Origin of the sequence: Spiroplasma endosymbiont of Amphibalanus improvisus, from assembly GCF_964030645.1 — a bacterium.
Lineage (GTDB): Bacteria > Bacillota_I > Bacilli_A > Mycoplasmatales > Mycoplasmataceae > CAXIPX01.
Map to the genome: position 1 here is coordinate 39,773 of NZ_CAXIPX010000001.1, position 22,879 is coordinate 62,651.

The following is a 22,879-nucleotide window of genomic DNA, read 5'->3' on the forward strand; positions in this document are numbered from 1 at the left end:
ATAATTTATTTTATTATGCACCAAAATGAATTGTATCAATTTGACAATGCGTTGATGCTTTGTTAACAGCATATGCTGAATTAATAATAGTTTTAGTGATTAAAGTAAATTTAATTTGATTGCTTTGATGATTTGCTTGTAATTCTAATTGAATTTCTGCAGTTTGTTTTGATCATCCTTTTTTGACAGTATAAATAGTACTTCCATATCAATGTAGTTCTGAAGTGCTTGCATCATTTTGGCCGACAACATATTCAACATTATGATGCATTGGTTTTTTATGAGTTAAATAATCAAATGAACCTATTACAGCAATACTTTGTAAACTAGATAAATTATCTCAATCATTTTGACTAAAAGATATATTAGCATATGCAAATTCTGTATCTTCATCAGAAGAGTCAAAAAATTCAGCTGCATTAACTGACATCTCAAAATTAGGAATTGTTCAATCAGTTCCTGAACTAAATTCTGACACATCAGTAATATCTTCAATCAGTGATGTGTCGGTGATAAAAAAGATATAACTAAAAGGTAATAACAAAATTAAAGGTATTATTCATACTAAGTATTTTTTCTTCATAATTAAACCATTAAATTACTAAAGATCCGATATATCTGATTCTGAACCATATAAACTTACAAAATGTCTTTCTAAATTAAATGGCATTTCTTTATAAGTTTTATATTTATAATTTTTAATCTCATCTTTAAATTTATCAATTTCATTTAATTTAATAGATACTTCTACTAGATTTTTTGCCACATTACTTTTTACAATTGTAAAAGGTATTTTTTTAAATGCATTATAGTCATCTTTATTATCAAATAAAAATTCAAATACTTTTTCTTTGTAATTTTTTAAATCTACCATCGAAATTTGTGAAACAATATGTCCATTTTTAATAAAAGCCACTTCATCACAAGTACTACTAATTTCACCAAAAATATGAGAACTTAAAAAGATAGTAGTTTTATCTGCTTGTGCTTGTTCAATTAATTTATTTATTTTTTCTTGCATCAAAGGATCTAAACCAGATGAGGGTTCGTCTAAAATTAAAATTTTTGGTTTATGAACAAAAGCATTAATAATAGCAATTTTTTGCTTCATCCCTTTGGACATTTTTTTAATTTTTTTATCTACTTCTTTTTCAATATCAAAATATTTAATTAGTTTCTCTAAATATTTTAGATCAACTCCCCCTCTAATATTTGCCATTGATTTTAAAAAAACTCTTCCTTTCATATATAAAGGTAAAGCAGGTTCACCAGGAACATAACCAACATGTTCCATAATTTGTTTAGTATTTTTTCAAACATCATGACCAAGGATAGTTCCAGAACCTTTTTGAGATTTAATAAATCCTACTAATTGTCTAATCACTGTTGTTTTTCCAGCACCATTGGGACCAATAAAACCAAATACTGAACCTTCTTTAATTTGTAGATTAATATCAAAGCATCCAGTAGTTGGGGTATATTCTTTTGTCATATTTTTAGTTTCAATAATTATTGCCATATTTTATTTACCTTTTCAAATTAATTATTCGCTTACACATCTAAATCATGAGTATTAAAATATCAAAAATTTAATATTATAATTCCTGCTGTCCCTGCTAAAGCAATCGGAATATCTCAGGAGCTAGACACTAAATTATTATCTACTAACTGTGAAATAATAAAATATGTTCCTGGTTCTGTTGGGTCGCCTGGAGATACAAAAGATAAATTATAAGAATTCATTAAAACTTGTGGACCAAAAAATCTAGTTACACTTAAAAAATTATAAAAAGTATTATGTGGAGTGCTACCTCAACTGAAATATATAATATTTAATATCCCTACAATAGTAAAAATAATAAATACTAATGTTAATATTCAGTTCACTAATGATAATTTACTAATTAATAAAGCTAATAAAAAATAAATGCTAACCGTCAAAACCATCATTGCAATAAAATTAAAATAATTTAATACCGTGACACCATAGTAATATCAACCGTTATCTTGTCCAAAATTATATTTCAGAAAAGCAAATGACTCTAAAATCACTACAGCAATTGGTAAAGAAATCACACAAAATAAAACTACTAATATTTTAGATAAAATTATTTCATTTCTAGATAAAGGTAACATCATAGATTGCATCATAGTTTTATCTTTTTTCTCACTAATAAAAAATCTATTAATCATAATCATTGACATCAATGACAACAAGAAAAAGCTGACTACCCCAACTGAAACCCATTGTTCCATTTCGTACGCTGCTGATACGTCCCTTCCTGAATAAAAACTCGTACCTATAATCACTACTTTTCGTGTAGGTTGATAATAATTTAATGCAAAAAATGAAACACCAATGCATAAAAATATAACTGCAAAAACAATATAAGTAATTTTAATTTTCTGAAATTCAAATATTATATTCTTAAATAATCTCGACATTTTTATAAATGCTCCTTTATATTTACTTTCAATTCTGAAAATTATTAATATATTATAATCCCTGTTTAAAATTATATTTTTAAACAGGGATTATTTTTTAATTCTACTTCTGTATAAAAATGAATTACCAATAATTGCTGAAGTTGATAATACTGTTCAAAAAATAAAAATACCAGCTGGTTGATACACTGTTTTTTCTGTTAAATTGATATGTGACATCACTGGATCTTGGTTGTCATAATAATTCAAATCAGAGGCTACTGGTTTATATGAATTTAAATCTGTACCATCATCTTTTAAAGAAGGTATAAATATTTTTGTAGATCTATTAAAAGATGTACCCGTTGTATCATAAAAAGCTTTATCAATAGATGAATCATTCATTGGTGGTGATAGCATAATGGAAAAATGATACAACGGATTGAAGTAAACATCATACTTATCCCATTGTCTATCTCAAGTGTGATTAATGAAATAAAAAACATCTGGATCAAAAGTTCATGAAGTTCGAATTGCATTTAATATAAATCAATTAACCCCATAATCTAATGGCGATACATTGTTATGACTGCTAAATTCATCTATATATCTAGTTCCAGGCGCATATAAAACTTTTCATGTATTATCTAAATAGAAATTTTGAGAAATATATTCTATGTTTTTTGATAATTTGGACATTAATTCTAAAAATGATTGTTCAATATTATCATGACCAAGTGATGAATAATCTTGTTTTGATAAATTATCAAAAACGTTAGTAAGTTGATATTCTGAACTAGGATTATTATTGAATAAAAAACAATCAGAATAATTTACATTAGGATACAATATTGTTAAATATTCGTTTATTTTATCAATGAATTTACTTAAATTAGTACCGACAAAATCAGATGGAGCACCCGATGAATTTACTAAAAATTCTGAAGCGAATAAACCACATTCATAAATTTTCATATTTTTATTGTTTTCTGTAAAGTTGTCATTTGTATCTTTTAATTTTTGAAAATCAACATATCATCCTAATAATTTATTATCACTGATAAATTGGTAAGTAGAATTTGCAATATAGTATTCAAAAATTTCATTTGTTTCTAATTGTATATAGCTTTCTGGGGCAGGCATACCTCCATTATCATAATTAACTTTTTTATCTTGTGAATAAGAACTAGTCATAACTAGAAATGGTGACATAAAAATAACAAAAGATAATAAAATAGGAACAATGATAACAATAGAACTATTTTTAAAAATAAAAACACCAAATAATGTAATAGCACTCATAAGAATACTGATTATTATATAAGTTAAATATAAAACTAATACTTTATTTACATATATTACAGAAGGTATGTCTGAAGGTAGTACAATAATTAAAGATAACAACATAACTAGAATAATGGGTGAAAATTGCATTACAACACAAATTAATATTCGTTGTCAAAAAGAAGATAAATTATTAATACCAGTTCTTACTTCTATTGAATGATAACCTTCATCAATTTGCTTTTTAAAAAAATAGAAAATAGAAACAACAGCAATGATAGAAATTAATATCACATTCACTCATGAAACAATTGCGAACATATTAGTAATAGCATTTTTTTGCATTACAATTATTTGAATAGCTAAATTTAAAACAATAAACAAACCACTAAAGATTCAATAAGAAATAATACCAAAAACTTGTAAAAAATTAATTTTAAATACTGATAAACTTCTTTTGACATATTGATTATCTTTTTTATCGTGTAAAATTGGAGAGACTATCTCTGCTGTTTTATTTTTCATTATTTTCTCCCTTATCGGCATAAATATCATTTAGTACAGAAGAGTCGATCGTTTTATTGTTAGTATATTTTTTATATATATTTATAATTTGTTCTTTTTTGTTATCGAAGACATTATTATAAACAATTTCACCTTTTTTAATAATAATTAATTTATTAATCATCCCTTGTAACTCTTCAATAATATGACTGGTAATAAAGATTGTGACACCCTTTTTATGCAAATCTTTCAATAAATTAATTAATTCTAATTTTGATTCAACATCTAAATTAGCTGTTGGTTCATCTAAAAAAATAATTTTTGGGCCACATACTAAAGCACTAGCTAAAATTGCCCTCTTTTTCATTCCGGCCGACAATTCTGAAATGTGTTTTTTTAAATGTTCTGATAAATTTAATGATTTACAAATTGATTCTATTCTTTGTTCAATCTGTTGTTTATCCAAACCCAAATGATAAGCAGTATACATAATATATTTTCGCACGCTCAAGTTTAATGGTATATTATTAGAATCAGCAAAAAAGAAAATATCTCTTAGTATTTCTGTTCCTTGTAATGGTTTGCCTTGGTAGGTAATTTTTCCACTATCAATTTTAAATTCATTAAAAATACATTTGATTGTTGTAGTTTTACCAGCTCCATTGTCACCAACAAAACCAACTAAATCTCCTTCATTAATTGTAAAAGACACATTTTTTAAAATAGGATTTTTTTTTAAAATTTTTGATACATTATTAACTACCAACATTTTATAATAATTTCCTTTTATTTATATATTTTAATTATATATTTAAAATATATAAATACAAAATTTTGTTTAATTATATTTAATTATAAAAATCTAAATCATATATTAACTTCATTTTTTACAATCGCGGTTTTAATTATTAATTTAATATAAAAAAGTAAACTAACTCAAAATAAAAAAAGACTAAAAAATAGTCTTTTTTTATTTTGTTCAGAAAATGAATTTATAATTAATTTTTATTTATCGATAGTGAATCAGTAAATTTATCCTTGAAACAATAATTTAATTTTATTTAAAAAATAAAATTAAAAATATTTATATTCATTAATTAATCAATTAATAATTTCCTTTCATATTTCTGAAATAATAATTTCTTTTTCAAAATTTTTGGAAAAGATTTTGAAAAGTTCTTGAAAATTTTTGAAATCTTGAATTAATGAGTCAGAAATTTTTTTTGATTTATCTGGATTTTCTTTTTTATATTTTTCTAAAGAAAACACAGAAAAATTTTTATATTTTAATTTTAAAATAATAATTAAACTTCTTAAGTCTTCAGATTTTAAAGTTCTTTTAAAAATTTTCTGCTGAGTTGTTGGAAATTTTATTAAAGAAAAAATTAATGCTAAATGTTTTCAAAATTTTTGATTTTGATTTGTTATTAAATTTTTAGAATTATCGAAATTATTTTTTTTAGTTTTTTGATTGTAAATTTGATTAATATTATTTTTAAAATCATTAAAGAAAAAATTAAATTGATCAATTAATATTTTTCTTTCTTTAGGAGTTAAATTTAATATGTTATTCATATATTGTTGTTGAAAATTATTTAATTCTAAAGATTTATTATTTTCATTTAATTTTAACCATTTATTTAAATTTATAGTGTGAGTAATATGTTTATTTAAAAATTTATCCAATGTGTTAGGATGTAATTTAGTTAATTTTTCATTAACTGTGTTTTGATCCATTACTATGACTACATGGATTTTATCAGTAGCATCTAAGATTATGGTCTTGAAGTATCTTAAGAATAAATCAATATTATCTTTAGAACATTTATCAAATTCATCAAAAATAATTAAGTAAGGTTTTTTGGTATGAATAATTTTTTTTAAATTTCGACTTGATTCAGGTGGTAGAACTGAACCTGGTAAACTTAAGATTGAATTACTAAAGACACTTTTTATTGCTTCATATGAAGTTTTAGAAAAAGTTTTTATTTTAGCTTGATAAGGGTTCATTTGTTTTTCAATATCTTTAATGATTGCATCAATAAAATTTTTACTTGTTAATTCATGTTTAGGGGTATTGATTTTTAATAAATCAAATTCTTCTTTATCAGAATTTTTAAAGGGGTTTATTGATTTTGGTTCTGCTGAAGTATTTAACTTTTTAATTTCATTTGCATAAAAATTTCAAATTAAATAATTAACAATAGTTGATTTACCAGAACCTCAATCACCAACAATGCTGATAATTGTTCTGTCATTATTGTCTGAAGTTTCTTTAACAATGTATTCTAAACTTTTATATAATTTGTTAGCTGTAGTTATTGAATTATATGTGTCTATAATTCCCTTTTGCTTGTCAAAAGGATTTTTATATTTTTCTTTAATGAAAGTAATAAATTTTTGATCTTTTTTAATTTGTTTCTTTAATTCTTTTGAATTATTTTTATTTTTAGATATTTTTAATAATGTTTTATTATCTTTAATTTTTTGTTTGCATTCTTCAATTTCTTTTTTTAATAAAATATTTTCTTCATTATTCAACATCATAGAACACATAAATCCTTTTAAATAAATTTGTCGATTTTTTTAATTTATACAACATAAAAATTCAATTAATAATAAATAAATCAAACAAATAATTAATTATTTTTTAATGTGTGTTAATATTTCTTCTAATAATTTATTTTGTGTTTCAACTGCTGCAACTATTTTTTCAAGCATTAAATTTTGTTTTTTAGGATCTGGTCTGCTACCAAAATCTCTTCTTCTGTCTCCGCCACCATTTGATGATTTTCTTCGATCATTTTCTCATGGTTTTTTATCAGATTTAAATCCTCTGTCTCTTTTTTCATATTTTGGTTTTTTATCATAATCACTATTATTTTTTTTATCTTTATTAAAGTTATCTACTTTATCATCAAACATATGTTTCTCTTTCAATATATATTAAAATATATTATACTTATTAGTGATAAACATCATACACTATATATGAAATTTAAGATACACTTTAAATAAAATATTTATTATATAAAATTTATTTTAATGTGTAAAATTTTCTTTATTAAAATAATAAATATAAAAAACTAATACTATTAAATAAAATAATATATAAGATTAAATGATAAAACTATAAACAATATTAACTATAAAAAATGGTTAAACTTTAAATATTTATTAATTTTTATTAAATAAATCTATATTTTATATCTTGAAGCAAAAAAAGAATCTAAACAGATTCTTTTTTTGTTGTTATTATAAAATTAATTTAATAATTATTTTTTAATATTTTTTAAGTTTTGAAAAACTTGTTTTTTATAAATTTCTACACCTGGTTGATTAAAAGGATTTACTTCTAAAAGATATGCACTCATGGTACAAGTTCTCATAAATCAGTAAATAGCATAACCAAACATTGTTTCATCCATTTTATCAAATTCAATAATTATATTCGGAATTTTACGTTCATCACTATGAGCTGACACAACACCTTGTGATGTTAAGTTATTAATTTCATGCAATGAAATATTTTCTAAATATTGAAGACCATCGTAATCTTCTTTAAATCCAGGAACTTTCACATCATTGTTTGGTGTTTTAACTTTGATTATTGTTTCATAAAAAATATTTTTAGTTCCTTCTTGAATGAATTGACCCAACGAGTGTAAATCAGCTGTAAAGATAGTTGAGATCGGTAACAACCCCTTATCATCTTTCCCTTCTGATTCACCAAATAATTGTTTTAGTCATTCGATAAAACTTTTAAATTGTGCTTCATAAGTGGTAAATAATTCACACTGATAATTTTTTTGTTGATAATTAATATATCTTAATATTGCATAATAATAAGCGTTATTTTTTGTTAAATCAGAACCTCATTTAGAAAAATCATCATATGCAGCTTTATAACCTGCGGCAATTTTTTGCACATTAATCCCTACAATGGCAAGCCCAAATAAACCAACAGCTGTCATTACAGAGAAACGACCACCGATATCATCTGGTATTATAAAGGAACTATAGTTATTTTTAGTAGCAAATTTATAAAGTTTACTTTCTCCTTTACCACAAACAGCAACAATTAAATTTTGCGACTCTTTAACTCCTACTTTTTGTTCTAATAAATTTTTAAATAAACGAAAACTAATTGCTGGTTCTAATGTCCCTCCAGATTTAGAGATGACACAAATTCCAAATTTTTTATCTTGTAAATATTTAAGTGTTTGGTCTAAATAAGTAGAAGATAATGTGTTTCCAACATAAACTATTTCTACTTTTCTATCTTGTGGATAAAAACCTTGAATCATTTCTTCTGCAGCTTTTAATCCTAAATATGAACCTCCGATTCCGATGACAACCAAAACATCAATTTTATCACTTAATTCTTTCGCTCTTTGTTCAATTGCTTGAATTTGATCGACAAGATCTGCTGGTTGATTAAGTCATCCTAATCATTCATTACCGACTAATTTCTTGTTAATAATCCCATCGTGGATATCATTCACTTTTTCTTGAAATTTTAATACTTCTGATTTTTCAATAAAACTTTTTTTAAAATCTAACTTTATCACTTTAAATAAAATAGTCCTTCCATATTTTTTTAAATTATTATTTCTTATAATTATATCAAAAAACCACTTTGTTAAGTGGTTTTTGAATTTTATTAAAATTAAAGATAATTATTTTATGTTATCCATATCAGTTCGAATGTTCACTACTTCTGGACCATAAATTACTTGAATATTATTTCCTTTAATAAAGTTTCCTAATGCTCCTGTTTCTTTTAGTAAATCTTTATCTACTAAATCAATAGATTTTAAGGTTACCCTTAATCTTGTTGCACAGTTATCAAGAACCACAATATTATCTCTACCACCTAATGCCTTAAAGATCTTTTCGGCTCGCTCAGATAATTTTGCATTTTTATCATCGGGATTTTTTTTCATATATTCTACTGTGTCATCGTAAAGTTTTTTAGCAATGTCTACTTCTAAGTAATTAATTTTAACATCACTACCATCTACTTTTATGGATTTAGTTCCGCTTAAGCGAATCATCGCATCAGAAATAGATTTAGGTTTTTTAACTTTTACATTTATAAAAGTAGTTTCATAAGTTATATCCAAAATATTCGCTTTGCCACCAAGGCCATCAAACAATAATTGTTCTTTGGTTTTTGCATTTTTGGATTTTTTATCCAACGATGCTTCCATAGCTCCTAAAGCAATGTTTGTTCCCATTTCACCATCTTCACGACCTGGTGTTTTGTAATCACATAATTTAATAATTCAATAAAAACCAAAGTAATATGCTGGGGCCATAAATAGACCTTGTACAAATATTCAGTAGAATCCGTTTTGCATATGTAATGCAGCTGGAACAATACCAAATGCTGTAAAATCAATAAATCCAGCAGAGAAACCTTGACCAACAACGATGTTAAGTAAGTATGCTGACATAAAACTTAACCCTGCCATAGTGGCGTGGAAGATGAACAACCACGGAGCAACAAACACAAATGAGAACAACATCGGTTCTGTGATTCCAGTTAAGAATGATGTTAATGCTGCAGATAGCATAATTCCACCCACCGCTTTTTTACGTTCTGGTTTTGCTAATTGTCACATCGCTAATGCGGCAAATGGTAGACCATATTCCATAAATGAAAAACGTCCACTCATAAATACTGTTCCTGGTTCTTGAGTTAAGTGACCTGTTAAACCTGATCCATATTGACCAAAGAAAATATTATATGCTCCATGGAAAATTTCACCATTTGGATCAGTTCAAGTTCCACCAACATCTGTGAACCAGAAAGGTGTATATAACACGTGGTGTAGACCAGTTGGAATCAATAATCTTTCAACAAAACCAAGCATGAAACAAGCAAATGCTCCAGCGGCAGTTGGTGAAAAATTATCAACCAATTGACCATTAACAATGGTTGAATCACCAGTGTTCATCATGTTTCCTAATCCTGTACCCATTGCCATAAACCCAATTAATAAGATAGGTCATACAAAGAAGAATGTGATACCTGTACCTATTCCTAAGAAAATAGCTAAAATTGGTACAAATCTTTCTCCACCAAAGAATGCAAATACTCTTGGTAAACGAATATTATATGAGCGATTGTGCACCACTCCTACTAATCATCCGATAATAATCCCACCAAAAACTGAAGTATCAATTGTTGGTGACAATCCTAGTAAATTAGAGAAATAACCTGAATTCATATCATCAGCATCAATCACCCCTGGTTTACCAGAGAAATTAGATAATTTTCAAGGATCGAATCCTAATGCAATAGTTCCGTCAGGTTGTGTACTAGGCAAGAACAAACCATGAATACTAGCAGTCATCACAATGAAGGCTAGAAAACCACTTAATGCAGCGACCCCCTTACTTTTTTTGGCAAATCCAAAAGAAATTCCAATACAAAATAATAATCCTAAATTAGCAAATACTACATTACCCATTTCTTTCATAATGGTGAAAATATCAGCAACCCAGCTTCCAGGATGACTACTTTCAATGGCAGCAGAAATTCCACCACCAAGACCCAGTAATAGTCCTGCGACTGGTAAAACTGCGACTGGTAAAACTATCACTCGTCCAAGATTTTGTAATTTACCAAAAGTAACATTTCCAATTTCTTTTAACTTAAGAAAAGCTTTACTTGCCTCTTTTTCACCTACTGCTTGCTCATTTGCGGCAAGCTTTTTTTAGACATATATATCCTCCTTCCAAAAAATATATAAATTGACATCAAATAATATTATGCAAATAAAATTAGTGTCAATTATTTTATACAACAATTAAAAAATTATACAAATAAAAAATAGTTAAATGTTTAAACAATTTAACTATAATTTTGTATTTAAAAAATTTGGTCATAAAATTAAAAATCAGCTTATTGAGATATTATAATAATTAAAATAAAATCATCCTAAAAATTTTAATAAATATTATTTTTGATGTTTTATATTAGTATTGTTTTTCGTAGTATCACTCAGGTTCTCTTCATTTCATAGGTGCAATAAACTGAGCGATAAACATCAATGCAAGTCCTAATACAATAAAGAATCATAAAATAAAATAATCTAAACCCTTCATGTTAGTGATGAAATAATCATCTGGTAACCTTTGTAATTCAAAAAAGAACCGAATGAAATTATAACTAAAAATTCAGAATCCACCTTGTACACCAGCTCGAAACACAAATAAATTATGTGGATTTTGAATTTGTTCTAATTCACGACAATCTTTTTGAAATCACTTTTTGGTGGTGGTTCATTTATATTGAGTTCAATATTTAATTCGTCTGGATTTCTTAATTTTTTTCACTTGTTTTTCATATTCTAAATATGATTGATTTGGTTTTTCTAAATTATCAACATAATTATTTAATTTATTTTTATCAACTTCAACTTCATAATAATATTGAATTCATACTACTTTAAAGTCATGTAGATTAGTTATTCTTTTTCAAGGTTTAGATTTTATCAATTTAACTAAAAAAGGTATTAAAAAAATTATTATAAAAAATAAGGCAATATCAGTAATTGATTCTCATAAAAAAATAGGATTATAATATTGAATTTGAGAAAAATTTGATAAATCATCAATAGGTGAACCGTCAATCCCTAATGCTTGTGTAGGATAAAATCCTGGATATAGTACATCAGGAACATATCACTTAAAGCAGTTATTCCTGATTGCCGGGGGTAACCAACTCAATGAATCATAAGACACTGGTTTTCCAAATACTTCATGATTAAAAAAATTCCCTCATCTACCTATTCCTTGACCTAAAAAAACAGTCGGAAACATCAAATCAAAATAAACTCAAGTAGAAACACGGTATTTCTTAGACTGATAATAAAATCAACCTCACCCTGCTAAACCACCGAATAAAATACCACCATGTATTGACATACCAGGTAATCAAAACTCTAGTAGTTCATATCAAGGAATGGGGTGTTCGGGATCGAATTTTCCAAAAATTGAAGCCCCTAACAAACCAACAGGGACTAAAATAAAGACTGCTAAATATAAAGGCCTAGTCGGTATTTTTCTTTTATGAAATCTTAATCATGCCACACCTATAACGACTATAAATGCTAACAACATTATCATTGAGTAAGCATGCATTCAGTTTCAATATGTCGCTTGTGCTATTCAAATATACAAAGTATTCATATTAAAAAGATTAACACAAAAAAATAATTATAGTATATTATTTTAACGATAAAAAACATTTAAAATACAGTTCTTTTATTAAACACCTTTTAACTGCACCTTATAATTTTTATCTGGGTTATTCAAAGTGAACAAGTTATAATTTCCCCTATCAAGTGTTGTAATTGTAAAATTTTTAAATCAAACATAACCCTCAGGGATTACATAATCAAATTGCGCCCCTCAGTCAGATATTGGATCTGTTTGAGGGGTGTTAACAATAAAATCATGGTCTAAAGTATAGCCGATGTCATCTAGGTCCTGACTAGTGATGTAAATAGAAGAATCTTGATCACAAATTCATTTAATTTGTTCACAAATATCATTTTCTAAATCGGCATTTATTTGTTCGTGGTATACACCATAAGTTGATTGATCGATATTATATAAATAATCAGTATAATCAAGATTATCACTACCAAAAGGTAGACCTGTAGGTGTGTATTGTCCATTTTTACCACTGAACCAACTTGTTAAATCTACTGGTTCTGCATCAATTTCAATTGTCTGACTACCTATCGCTACTTCCTCATTGGACCCGGTGATTGTGACACCATGACTTGTACCAGACAAAAAATTCATCGAATTAACAGGTTGTCCATCATCTAAAAATTCTATATTAACATCACTCGAAGAAACATCTGCTATACATAGTTCATATTCAATTAATTGCTCAATATGATCTTGAATTGGTTGTGTATGCTGCTGGTCTCCTACTGTATAATGAGTTTCAAATCTAAAGTCAAATTCTTCGATATTAACAACATTTCCATTATCAGGAATATCGCTTCCACCATTATCATAATTTCACAATTCAAAAAATACTATTGCTACTATCGCTCCACTAATCAGTAAACTTGGTAAAATAACGATAAGACAGAACTTTCCAAACTTTGACATAATAACCCCTGAATGTCTAAGAATTTTAAAAGCAATATAAAGATTATTAAAAGACCAATATAAATATATTATAATTATACCTTTTTTTAAGGTTAATATCAATGTACAAACAGATTTCAGTTTGTTCAGAGCAATAATAACTAATAAAAAGTAAATATTAGAATTTCTTTTTATACGATACAATAAAAAGAAAAGAGGATATATATTATGTACAAAATAATTAAAATTCCTTTTGGAAATAAATTAAATCTAAATATTTCAAAAAAAAGTAAATATAATATTTCTGGGACAGCTTACTATTTTATAGATAATACAGGCATGGTTTTTCATCAATATGCATTATTGAATTATAATTGCACTTATAAATCAATCACTAGTGTAAACAATTTCATAATCAAAATCATGCATAAAATTTTGTTTTAAATTAAACAAAGCTTTACTTTGTGCACCAATTCCAGAAAAAGTTTCAAAAACATTAATTTTTTTCATTATGTATTACGACCCTTTTCTTTATAATATTATAATTTTTTTCTATAAATTCTAATTGTAAATTATTAACATTAATTTTTTTATCATTGTAATATGAAATATCATCTTTGTTTCTACCCAATTCAGTTAATTCTATTTTTTGTTCTAATGGGTTAAATGTTAAATAATTATTATCATAAAATTTGTGTAGGTCAGGATTCAAGAATAATACATTAAATGGTGAAATCGCTTCTTTATATTTTCTATTTTTAAATAGATGCTCAAAACTAATAATATGGCATTTTTCTGTTATTGTAATATTTTTATCAATTGATGGTTTAGAAATTAATTTAAGATTGCAATATTTCTCAACTGAGGCAGAATATATTCTTCTTAATTCTTGCTTCATCATTCTTTTATCATCTGAATTAGTTAAATTATATTTTTTTAATAAAATATCTAATGTTTCATTATTAAAATTATTAATTTTTTTTATATTGTTTTCATTTTTTAAGATTTCAATTTTATTTTCTAATTTTTGTTTAATAATCATTTTTTGTTCTAATTGAATTATTTCAGGGTTTATACTGAAATTATAATTAAAGAAAAATTTTTCTTTATATTTATTGTCATATGACAATAAATAAGTTTTTAAGTCAATAAAAAGTTTTTGGTTATATTCATGATTAATATTAATATCAATATTATGTTTAAAGATAAAAGTTTTTGCACCTTTTGATTCAAACTAAAATTATTTAAAAAATTAGTGAAACGACAATAATTTAATGATTTCATTTTATTTTTATCATTAGGATCAAAAACTAGAAATGGTGTATTACCTAATTTGGTTTTCGATCCTGAAGTATTGCTACCAGACAAAATCCCTTCAGTTGTTAAAACTGTCTTGAGAATTTTTGATTATTTCTTCATTTAATAAAGGGTCTGTTTCAGCTTTTGATAAATAACCTATGTTCTTTATCTTTGTTCTGTTTCTTTTGTTCACAAATTTCTTTTTCTTAATTTTTACAGAATTTTGATGCATGAGTGCCAATAGACCAATTGTTTCTTTCACTATTTCTATCAGTCAATCTATAAGTGCAATTATAGCTTATAATAAAATTCACAACACTTCGCCTGAAGATAAAAATAAGTTTAATAAATTATATAATGATAATATTGATAAAATAAAACAGTATTTAAGTAATTTTAATTTTTCTAATGACAGCAAAAAACCTATTAAGGACCTGAATAAACTAAATGAGAAATTGCTTCGAGAATTATATGCCGCTAACATAATGAATAATAATCTTGGCGATATTACTAAAATTGCAGCTAGTGACATCAAGGAAAAGATAGACCTTTTAACATACTCTTTCCCTTGTCAGGATTTATCAATATGCGGCAAAGGTTTAGGAATGGCTGAAAATGCAAACACAAGAAGTAGTTTGTTATGAAATGTTTATCGTCTTTTAAATGAATTAAAAGATGAGGAAAAATTGCCAAAATATTTACTATTAGAAAATGTTGTTGCAATCAATAATAAAAAAAATAAAAAAGATTTAAATTTATTTAAAGATAAATTAAGTCAACTAGGTTATACATCATATGATTTAATTTTAGATTCTTCTAATTTTGGCATACCCCAAAAAAGACAAAGATTTTATATGGTTTCAATATTAAATTCACAGAAACAAGAAATAATCATAAAAGAAAGAAAGTTAAACTATAAACTAAAAGATTTTATTAATTTTAATGATTTAAAAAATGCCAATCGTGAAGAACAATATGTAAAAAATATTGAGGAAAATATTAGACAAAATGATATTGCTAAAAACAAAATTTTAAATACAAAATTCACTAAATTAAATGTATACCCTACCTTCCAACAAGCTAATATTGTAACTGGCATTAATTGTGACACTATACCCACAATTACTTTTTCTGGAGAAAATTCACGTCAAAGAATATTAGGTATAATAAACAATCAATATAGTGTTCGACAATTAGGTTCAAAAGAAAATTTTTTACTAATGGGTTTTACAGAAACAGATTACAATAGATTAAAGAAGAACGATAGCATCTTAAGGGATTCAATTATAAATAGTCTAGCTGGTAACTCTATCGTAGTTAATGTTTTAGAAGAAATTTTTAAACAAATGTTTGAGTTATAATATTTGTTTAAAATTAAATATTAAATTTTTATAAATTAATATTATTTGTTAATATGATTTTAAGTTATAAAAATTTAGAAAGGATTTTATGAAAAAAATTAAAAAAAATCTAATCGGTTTAATTGTTTTGGCTTCCATTTCTGTAGCTGTACAACTGGTTGATATTATAGCATTTCCGATATTGATAATATTCTTGGCAATGCCTGTGTGCATCATTGTTTTTTCAGCTTTAACTCTGGCTAAAAAGAATAAATCATTTGGTATGACAGCTGGAATTTTGGGCTGTGTATCTGGTTCGTTTTCAATCATAGGAGCAATAGTCTACATTATTTTTACAGCAGAGATGTTTAGTGCGATTGATTCTGGTGGTGCTGAAGCTTTGATGGTAATTATGACCATCATCTATATTGTTTTAGCAACATTATGAATGCTATTTTCTGTTAGATGTTTAAAAAACTTAAATCTCTTAGAAAATAAAAATAAAACTACAAAAATAGATAGTGGTGTTGATACTAAAATAAATAATGAAGAAAATACAAATCTACAAAACAAGTAATAATATTAATAAAAAAAAGGAAATAAATTTCCTTTTTTTTATTAATATTAGAAAAAACTAATTTGGTAATGATTTTTTCAAATTTTAATTTTTATATTATGTGCTTGTGAAGTAATAAAAATGTTATCACATCCTGCTGTTTCTAATTTCTCAATTGTTTCTTCTGTGGGGAAATTTTGTTGTTGATCATAAGTAGCAGAAATTAAGGCATTTGTTGGATTTACTCAATTTAAAAATGGTGTAGTTAATGATGTGTTTGATCCATGATGTGGCACTTGTAAAAAATCGACATTATGGATTAACTGATTATTACCAATATTTTTTTCGACTTGTGCTGTAGCATCTCCAGTTAATAAAAATTTATAATTATAAATTTTTAATAAAATAACTAAGGAATTATCGTTCTCATCATTGCTGTGATGTGAATTATTATTTAAATAATATAATTCACATCCCCCTATTTTATCAACAGTATTAATCGGATGGCTGTTATCAATACAATTTAACACAATATTGTGTTGTTTGATGTATTGGTAATTGTTGTAATGATCACTATGATAATGTGAAATGATAACATTGTTCAACCAAGAAATACCTGCATATTCTAAATAATCCTGATCTTGACTTTCAAAATGATTAATCCCTACCCCTGCATCAAACATAAAATTTTTGAAATGATATTTATCCTGAATAATGATGCTATTACCATTGCCAACATCTAACATTACAATTTGGTAATTTGGTAAAATCATTCAATTCCAAGAACATAATAATAATGAGTAAAATGATATAAATAAAATTTTAACTTTTAACTTGTAAAAATAATTAAAGACTATAATTATCAACAGATAATACATTATTACAAAACCTAAACTTAATTTCCCTACATTGAGTTGCCAATTAAAATTTCCCATCAATGACACTAGATGCAATAAACAATAATTTAAACCTTTTGCAATAATAAAATTAAAGGGAAATCACATCACAATTACTAAAATTGTGAATATAAAAGATATTATTGGTTCTAAGAGCATATTATAAAATATTGATAAAAAATTGATGTGATAATTAAAATAAATATTTAAACCTAATGTAATAAATCAAATACTAATATTAAAAATTAACATTTTTCATCAAAAATTTAAATGTTTAATTTGTTTATTTAGAAAAATTAATCCCAATGTTGTTAAAAAACTGTATAAAAATCCTGATGATAAAAATTGTATGGGGTACAGTAAATTTGTAAATAATAAGGCTGTTGTTCATATTTGGAAATTATTATATTTAGAATTTAAATATTGCTTATTAAAAGAAAAGAAAATTAACATGATTATTGATCGAAAAATGCTAAATTTAAAAGACAATATTATTCAATATAATAAACTAAAACCACATGGAAAAAGAAAATTATATTTTGATTTATGAATTTTATTTACTCCAAATAAAATTAAGGATGACAACACATTAATATGCATTCCTGATAAAACAATTAAATGCACTAAATTTAAATCAACAAATAGTGTATACAATTCATCATTATTTGCCTGATGTTGACCAAAAATCAAAAGATCTATCAAACCACTTTGATCATTTTTTGTAACATAATTTAATATGGCATTACTAATCATCTTACTATGCTGAACATCTATAATGTTTTGCATATTAACTTGATAAATTATATTTTTATTATTTAAATATTGTTCAAAATCAAAACTATAAACATTGTTGTAAAAGTGAATATCGGTTAAATACCCCTTAAATAAAATGATGTCCCCAATTGTAAATTCAGGATCATAATAATTAAGTTTATAATATATTTTTTTAGTTCATCCATATTTTAAAATTAAATAATTTGTATGAACTTCTATTACTTTCATTTGGTATTCATTTTCAATTTCTAATTGTAAAATTTGAGAAAAACAAAAATATATAATCATAACTATCAAACTAACTAAAGAAAGAATGATTATTTTATAAAAATATTTTAATCCGATAATAACAGTTAAACTATAAAATATAGCACTTGCGATTAAACCATACATATTAAATTTTATTATTGAAAAACTTAGGGCAAAAAATGAAATAAGCATTAATGAATAAAACCATAAATTATTTTTTCGAAAAAATAAAAGACTAGAACAAAACAAATTCACAAAGAATTGTATAATACTTTTTATAACTTCCTGACAAATATTTTGATAATATTGATGCTTTTTCTGGATTGTCACTATGGCATATTTGCAAAACACTGGTTTGCAAAAAGATAGGCATGCCTATTTCGTTTAAAATTTCAGCATTTAAATCGTAAGCACTCATATATTTAATTTGGTCTTTTGCTGGTTCTAATTCAATTTTGACGCTACCTTTTAATTTCATATTCAAGGTGTTGGCGTTGATACTTTTATATCATTCAAAATAAAAGTTATGTGTATACAAAAATCAAAAAAGTGTTTCACCTTTTTCAGAATCTGCTAATTCTATTCCATAGTTAAATATATAATCATTTAAAACCGGAACATTATACTTATTAATAATTTCAACTTCTTCATTTTTAATTACTGGTGCTGGTGGTATTGGCGGTTCTGCAATTTTTAGAAAAAAGACACTAGCTCCAATTAAAATTAACAAAGTTAGTAATGCAAAAATTCAACTAATTTTTTTCACTCATTTATCCCCTAAAATTAAATTAAAACAAGAAAAAAAATTCCTTTTTAAATTCTGGAAACTTTAAATTAAAAATTAAAATTATGTTCATGAAAAATGGACTAATAATGATCAAGGCAATGTGTTTTCTACAAATGAAGAACTAAATATTTTTTCAACTGTTTCATTATCTTTCGGAGTGATTGTCACATACTCATCTTTTGCTTGTGATGGAATAGATATTGCATTACCTGATAAATCTGTTAGTGAATAATCTAAGGCATTAATATCTGAGTTATTAAAATTAAAACCTATTGTATTTTTTGTAAATTTTGAATTAATGTACGCATAAACATCATCAAATGTAGAATTAACTGCTAGATTAAAATTTAGATACTCTTGATTATTTAATGGGTTTTCAAAATAACCATCTGGTCTAAAACAACTAATATACATATTATTGTTTTCTAAATTATAATTATTAAAGTCAACATAATTATCTTCTGTATTTAATAAAATTCCATTGAAAATATGAAAATATAGATGTATTGATGGACCTTTTAATATTGAAGAATCTTTCGCAGGTTTTATAATCATATAACTATAAGAGAGACTGTAATCTGATTTAAAAGAAAAATCACCTTCAATCGTATAGTCGGTTGAATAATTACATTGAACATCACGATCACTAATTTCCGAATCTACTTTATTGTTGAATCATTCAATAAATCTACTTTCAATAGTTTCCGGGGTGTCATTAGAATCTCCAAAAATTCAAATTTGACCATCATTATCAATTGATTGTTTTAATTGGGCAGTATCAACCGTTTCTTCATTATCGCTTAACGAAAAATAAACAATTAGAAATACAGACATTCCAAGTACTAGTATCAAAGGTATTCATAACATAAATATCTTATGATTCTTCTTCATATTAAACTCCAATAAAAATAAAAATTAATTTTAGATTTATTATTTTTTAATATAAATTATCTCTTATAATTATACCATATTTAACATTGGAATTTTATATGCGAAAAAGTTGTTTTACTTTAATTTATTTAGTTGTTCTAAAATGTTTTGGTGCTTAATTTTATAATTTTCAAATTTTTTTTGCTCTTGTTTCACTTTAGAAGTTGAAGCCTTATTTATAAAATTACTATTGGTTAAAATATTTTCACTACGTTTAATCTCTGATGCAATTTTATTTAGTTCAATATTTAATTGTTCAATTTTTTCATCTTTACTGATTAATTGGTTAGTTTCAACAAATAACACAATCTCTTTTAAAACAATTGGTGTGAAATTTATATTTTCATATTTATTTGTGATTTCAATAAATTCCGTATTGATAATTTTTTTTAAGTAATCATTAATTAAGTGTTTATTTTGTGTTCATCATTCTAAATCATCGGTTTGACATTGCATATCAATTTTTTGTGAATATTTAATATTATATTGTTTGCGTAAATTGCGAACTGCACTAATAATATCTTGCAGATGATTGATAAATTTTAAATCACATTCATAATTTCAATCATGATTGATCTCTAATAAAATTGAATTATTCCCTGTTAAATTTTGATAAATATCTTCAGTTACAAACGGAATAAAGGGGTGTAATAAAATTAATATTTCTAATAGCACAAACGATAAAGTGTTTTCAGTTTCTTGAACAACATCTTTATCTTCATTTTTTAAATTTACTTTACTAAATTCAATATACCAAGAGCAAAAATCATCTCACACAAAATGATAAATTTCCTTACCAACTAACATAAATTCATAATTATTCATATTTTGTTGAATTTGCTGTTTTAAATTACATAGTTGCATTAGAATTGATTGATTGATCGGGTTTTTAATTTTACTTAGTTCTAACTTTTTAAAATCACTTTGTACATTAATATTTGTCTGAATATAGCGAGCAGCATTTCATAATTTATTAATGAAATTTCAAGAATTTGCAATTTTATCTTCTGAAAAACGAATATCTTGTCCAGGAGAAGAGTTGGTTACTAGAAAAAATCTTAAAGCATCAGCGCCATATTTATCAATAATATAATTCGGATCAACTCCGTTTCCTAATGACTTTGACATTTTATTACCTTGGGCATCACGGATTAAACCATGTATCAAGACATTGTTAAATGGTTTATCTTTTACAAATTTTAAAGATTGGTAAATCATTCTAGAAACTCAAAAGAAAATAATATCATAACCAGTAACTAATGTATTTGTTGGAAAAAAATTCTTAAATAATGTTTCATTAGTTTTTCAACCAGTAGCTATCATTGGTCACAATACAGATGAAAACCAAGTGTCTAATACGTCAGAATCTTGCTCTCAATTTTCAATATCTTTAGGTGGATTTTTACCAACATAAATTTTTTTAGTTGTTTTATGGTATCAAGCAGGGATTTGGTGCCCTCATCATAATTGACGCGAAATACATCAATCCTGTGTTTTTTTCACTCAGTTCAACAAATTATTATTAAATAACTCAGGTAAAAAAACAATTTTATTTTTGCTTTTCTGTAATTTAATAATTAAATCAGTTAAAGATTTAACTTTTAAAAACCATTGATCAGACAAATATGGTTCGATTACTTGTCCTGTTCTTTCAGAGTAACCTACCTTATTATTATGTTCTTCAATTTTTTCTACCAGGTTTTTTGATTCTAAAAATTGAACCAGATTTTTTCGACAAACAAAACGATCTTGTTTTGCAAACTGATTTGCCAATTCATTCATAGTTCCATCAACATTCATACAAACTACAAATTTTAAATTATACTTTTTACCTAACTCAAAATCATTTTCATCATGTGCTGGCGTACATTTCATCGCACCCGAACCAAATTCAATGCTCACATAATCATCTGCAATAATTGGTAGTAATTCGTTATTAACAGGGTTCAATAACTTTTTACCTATGAATCGAGTAAAACGTTTGTCATTTGGATTGACAAAAACAGCTTGGTCACCAAACATCGTTTCTGGTCTAGTTGTTCCTACCACCAAATAATCTGTTTTATCTTCTAGGTAATATTTAAAGTAATACATTTTAGATATACATTCTTTATAATTAACTTCAATGTTGCTGATTGCAGTTTTTAATTTAGGGTCTAATGAAACAATTTTTTTATCTTTATAAATTAATTTTTGATTATAAAGTTCACAAAAAACTTCTATCACTATTTCATTAACGTCATTATCCAATGTAAATTTTTCAACATCATAATCAACACCTAAACCTAATTTTCCTCACTGTTGACGAATAATTTGTGCATATTCTTCTTTTCAACCTCAGGCATGTTTTAAAAACATTTCCTTGTCAATTTTTTCTAAAGAAATGTTTTTCAATTCAGACAATCGTTCTAAAACTTTAACTTGTGTTGCAATTCCAGCATGATCCATCCCAGGAATTCACAATGTGTTAAAACCATCTAATTTTTTATAACGAATCAGTAAATCTTGTAAAGTGTTATCTCAAGCATGACCAATGTGTAACTTCCCTGTTACGTTTGGCGGGGGCATTAAAATTGAAAAATTGGGTTTGTTATCTTTGTTTAAATTATCACATTTAAAAAAATTATTTTTAGTTCAAAAATCATATTTATTTTTTTCCACTAAATGGTGATCATACTTAGCGACCATTACCTGTTTTTTCATCAACACTTTCCTT

21 protein-coding genes are annotated in these 22,879 nt (G+C 25.2%); 2 read left to right on the plus strand and 19 right to left on the minus strand.

The annotated features are described in order from the left end of the window. Window positions 1-13: 13 nt before the first annotated feature. The 15 genes from AAHM77_RS00175 to AAHM77_RS00245 all read right to left on the minus strand — a co-directional run bounded on the left by AAHM77_RS00175 (window position 14) and on the right by AAHM77_RS00245 (window position 14,863). Window positions 14-583 carry a hypothetical protein gene (locus AAHM77_RS00175; protein WP_342252115.1) on the minus strand — a complete coding sequence of 190 codons (570 nt, stop codon included), beginning with the start codon at window positions 581-583 and terminating at the stop codon, window positions 14-16. Between the two features lie 18 nt (window positions 584-601). Beyond that, on the minus strand, window positions 602-1,519 hold the full coding sequence (locus AAHM77_RS00180; protein ID WP_342252116.1) for an ABC transporter ATP-binding protein: 918 nt from the start codon (window positions 1,517-1,519) through the stop codon (window positions 602-604). A 32-nt stretch (window positions 1,520-1,551) separates the two neighbouring features. Beyond that, entirely contained in the window at window positions 1,552-2,445 is an 894-nt protein-coding gene (locus tag AAHM77_RS00185; RefSeq protein ID WP_342252117.1) for an ABC transporter permease, read from the minus strand. Between the two features lie 90 nt (window positions 2,446-2,535). After that, complete coding sequence (locus tag AAHM77_RS00190; RefSeq protein ID WP_342252118.1) at window positions 2,536-4,233, minus strand: hypothetical protein; 1,698 nt, start codon at window positions 4,231-4,233, stop codon at window positions 2,536-2,538. After that, on the minus strand, window positions 4,223-4,981 hold the full coding sequence (locus AAHM77_RS00195) for an ABC transporter ATP-binding protein (protein ID WP_342252119.1): 759 nt from the start codon (window positions 4,979-4,981) through the stop codon (window positions 4,223-4,225). Before AAHM77_RS00195 ends, AAHM77_RS00190 begins: the two co-directional genes overlap by 11 nt. Window positions 4,982-5,286: 305 nt before the next feature. Beyond that, window positions 5,287-6,759 (minus strand): P-loop NTPase fold protein, encoded by a 1,473-nt coding sequence (locus AAHM77_RS00200; RefSeq protein WP_342252120.1) that lies wholly within the window; start codon window positions 6,757-6,759, stop codon window positions 5,287-5,289. Window positions 6,760-6,855: 96 nt separating this feature from the next. Next, on the minus strand, window positions 6,856-7,137 hold the full coding sequence (locus tag AAHM77_RS00205; RefSeq protein ID WP_342252121.1) for a hypothetical protein: 282 nt from the start codon (window positions 7,135-7,137) through the stop codon (window positions 6,856-6,858). Between the two features lie 350 nt (window positions 7,138-7,487). Further along, window positions 7,488-8,783, minus strand: a complete 1,296-nt coding sequence (locus AAHM77_RS00210) for a glucose-6-phosphate isomerase (RefSeq protein ID WP_342252122.1) — start codon at window positions 8,781-8,783, stop codon at window positions 7,488-7,490. A 108-nt stretch (window positions 8,784-8,891) separates the two neighbouring features. Continuing rightward, the gene (locus AAHM77_RS00215) at window positions 8,892-10,823 is read right to left on the minus strand and encodes a PTS transporter subunit EIIC (RefSeq protein WP_342252123.1); all 1,932 of its coding nucleotides are present in this window, start codon (window positions 10,821-10,823) and stop codon (window positions 8,892-8,894) included. Between the two features lie 376 nt (window positions 10,824-11,199). Beyond that, window positions 11,200-12,351, minus strand: a complete 1,152-nt coding sequence (locus AAHM77_RS00220; protein ID WP_342252124.1) for a prolipoprotein diacylglyceryl transferase — start codon at window positions 12,349-12,351, stop codon at window positions 11,200-11,202. Window positions 12,352-12,492: 141 nt separating this feature from the next. After that, complete coding sequence (locus tag AAHM77_RS00225) at window positions 12,493-13,353, minus strand: hypothetical protein (RefSeq protein WP_342252125.1); 861 nt, start codon at window positions 13,351-13,353, stop codon at window positions 12,493-12,495. Window positions 13,354-13,692: 339 nt separating this feature from the next. Next, entirely contained in the window at window positions 13,693-13,842 is a 150-nt protein-coding gene (locus AAHM77_RS00230; RefSeq protein WP_342252126.1) for a hypothetical protein, read from the minus strand. Next, window positions 13,829-14,374, minus strand: coding sequence for an HNH endonuclease signature motif containing protein (locus AAHM77_RS00235; RefSeq protein ID WP_342252127.1), 546 nt, complete (start codon window positions 14,372-14,374; stop codon window positions 13,829-13,831). Before AAHM77_RS00235 ends, AAHM77_RS00230 begins: the two co-directional genes overlap by 14 nt. A gap of 98 nt (window positions 14,375-14,472) precedes the next feature. Next, window positions 14,473-14,700 (minus strand): hypothetical protein, encoded by a 228-nt coding sequence (locus AAHM77_RS00240; protein ID WP_342252128.1) that lies wholly within the window; start codon window positions 14,698-14,700, stop codon window positions 14,473-14,475. Beyond that, window positions 14,690-14,863, minus strand: a complete 174-nt coding sequence (locus tag AAHM77_RS00245) for a hypothetical protein (RefSeq protein ID WP_342252129.1) — start codon at window positions 14,861-14,863, stop codon at window positions 14,690-14,692. The genes AAHM77_RS00240 and AAHM77_RS00245 overlap by 11 nt, the downstream gene beginning before the upstream one ends. Between AAHM77_RS00245 and dcm the strand changes: the two genes are divergently transcribed. Both dcm and AAHM77_RS00255 read left to right on the plus strand, forming a co-directional pair. After that, a complete protein-coding gene (gene dcm / locus AAHM77_RS00250; protein WP_342252130.1) occupies window positions 14,862-15,992 on the plus strand; it encodes a DNA (cytosine-5-)-methyltransferase in 1,131 nt (376 codons plus the stop codon). The genes AAHM77_RS00245 and dcm overlap by 2 nt on opposite strands. 88 nt (window positions 15,993-16,080) lie before the next feature. After that, window positions 16,081-16,548 (plus strand): hypothetical protein, encoded by a 468-nt coding sequence (locus tag AAHM77_RS00255; RefSeq protein WP_342252131.1) that lies wholly within the window; start codon window positions 16,081-16,083, stop codon window positions 16,546-16,548. Window positions 16,549-16,595: 47 nt separating this feature from the next. Here the strand turns inward: AAHM77_RS00255 and AAHM77_RS00260 are convergent, their stop codons facing one another. The 4 genes from AAHM77_RS00260 to AAHM77_RS00275 form a co-directional block, all read right to left on the minus strand. Then, window positions 16,596-18,590 carry a ComEC/Rec2 family competence protein gene (locus tag AAHM77_RS00260; RefSeq protein ID WP_342252132.1) on the minus strand — a complete coding sequence of 665 codons (1,995 nt, stop codon included), beginning with the start codon at window positions 18,588-18,590 and terminating at the stop codon, window positions 16,596-16,598. 91 nt (window positions 18,591-18,681) lie between these two features. Next, window positions 18,682-19,212: a hypothetical protein gene (locus tag AAHM77_RS00265; protein WP_342252133.1), complete on the minus strand. Its 531-nt coding sequence runs from the start codon at window positions 19,210-19,212 to the stop codon at window positions 18,682-18,684. An 81-nt stretch (window positions 19,213-19,293) separates the two neighbouring features. Next, the gene (locus tag AAHM77_RS00270) at window positions 19,294-20,124 is read right to left on the minus strand and encodes a hypothetical protein (protein WP_342252134.1); all 831 of its coding nucleotides are present in this window, start codon (window positions 20,122-20,124) and stop codon (window positions 19,294-19,296) included. 114 nt (window positions 20,125-20,238) lie between these two features. After that, window positions 20,239-22,866, minus strand: a complete 2,628-nt coding sequence (locus tag AAHM77_RS00275; protein WP_342252135.1) for a valine--tRNA ligase — start codon at window positions 22,864-22,866, stop codon at window positions 20,239-20,241. Window positions 22,867-22,879: the final 13 nt, after the last annotated feature.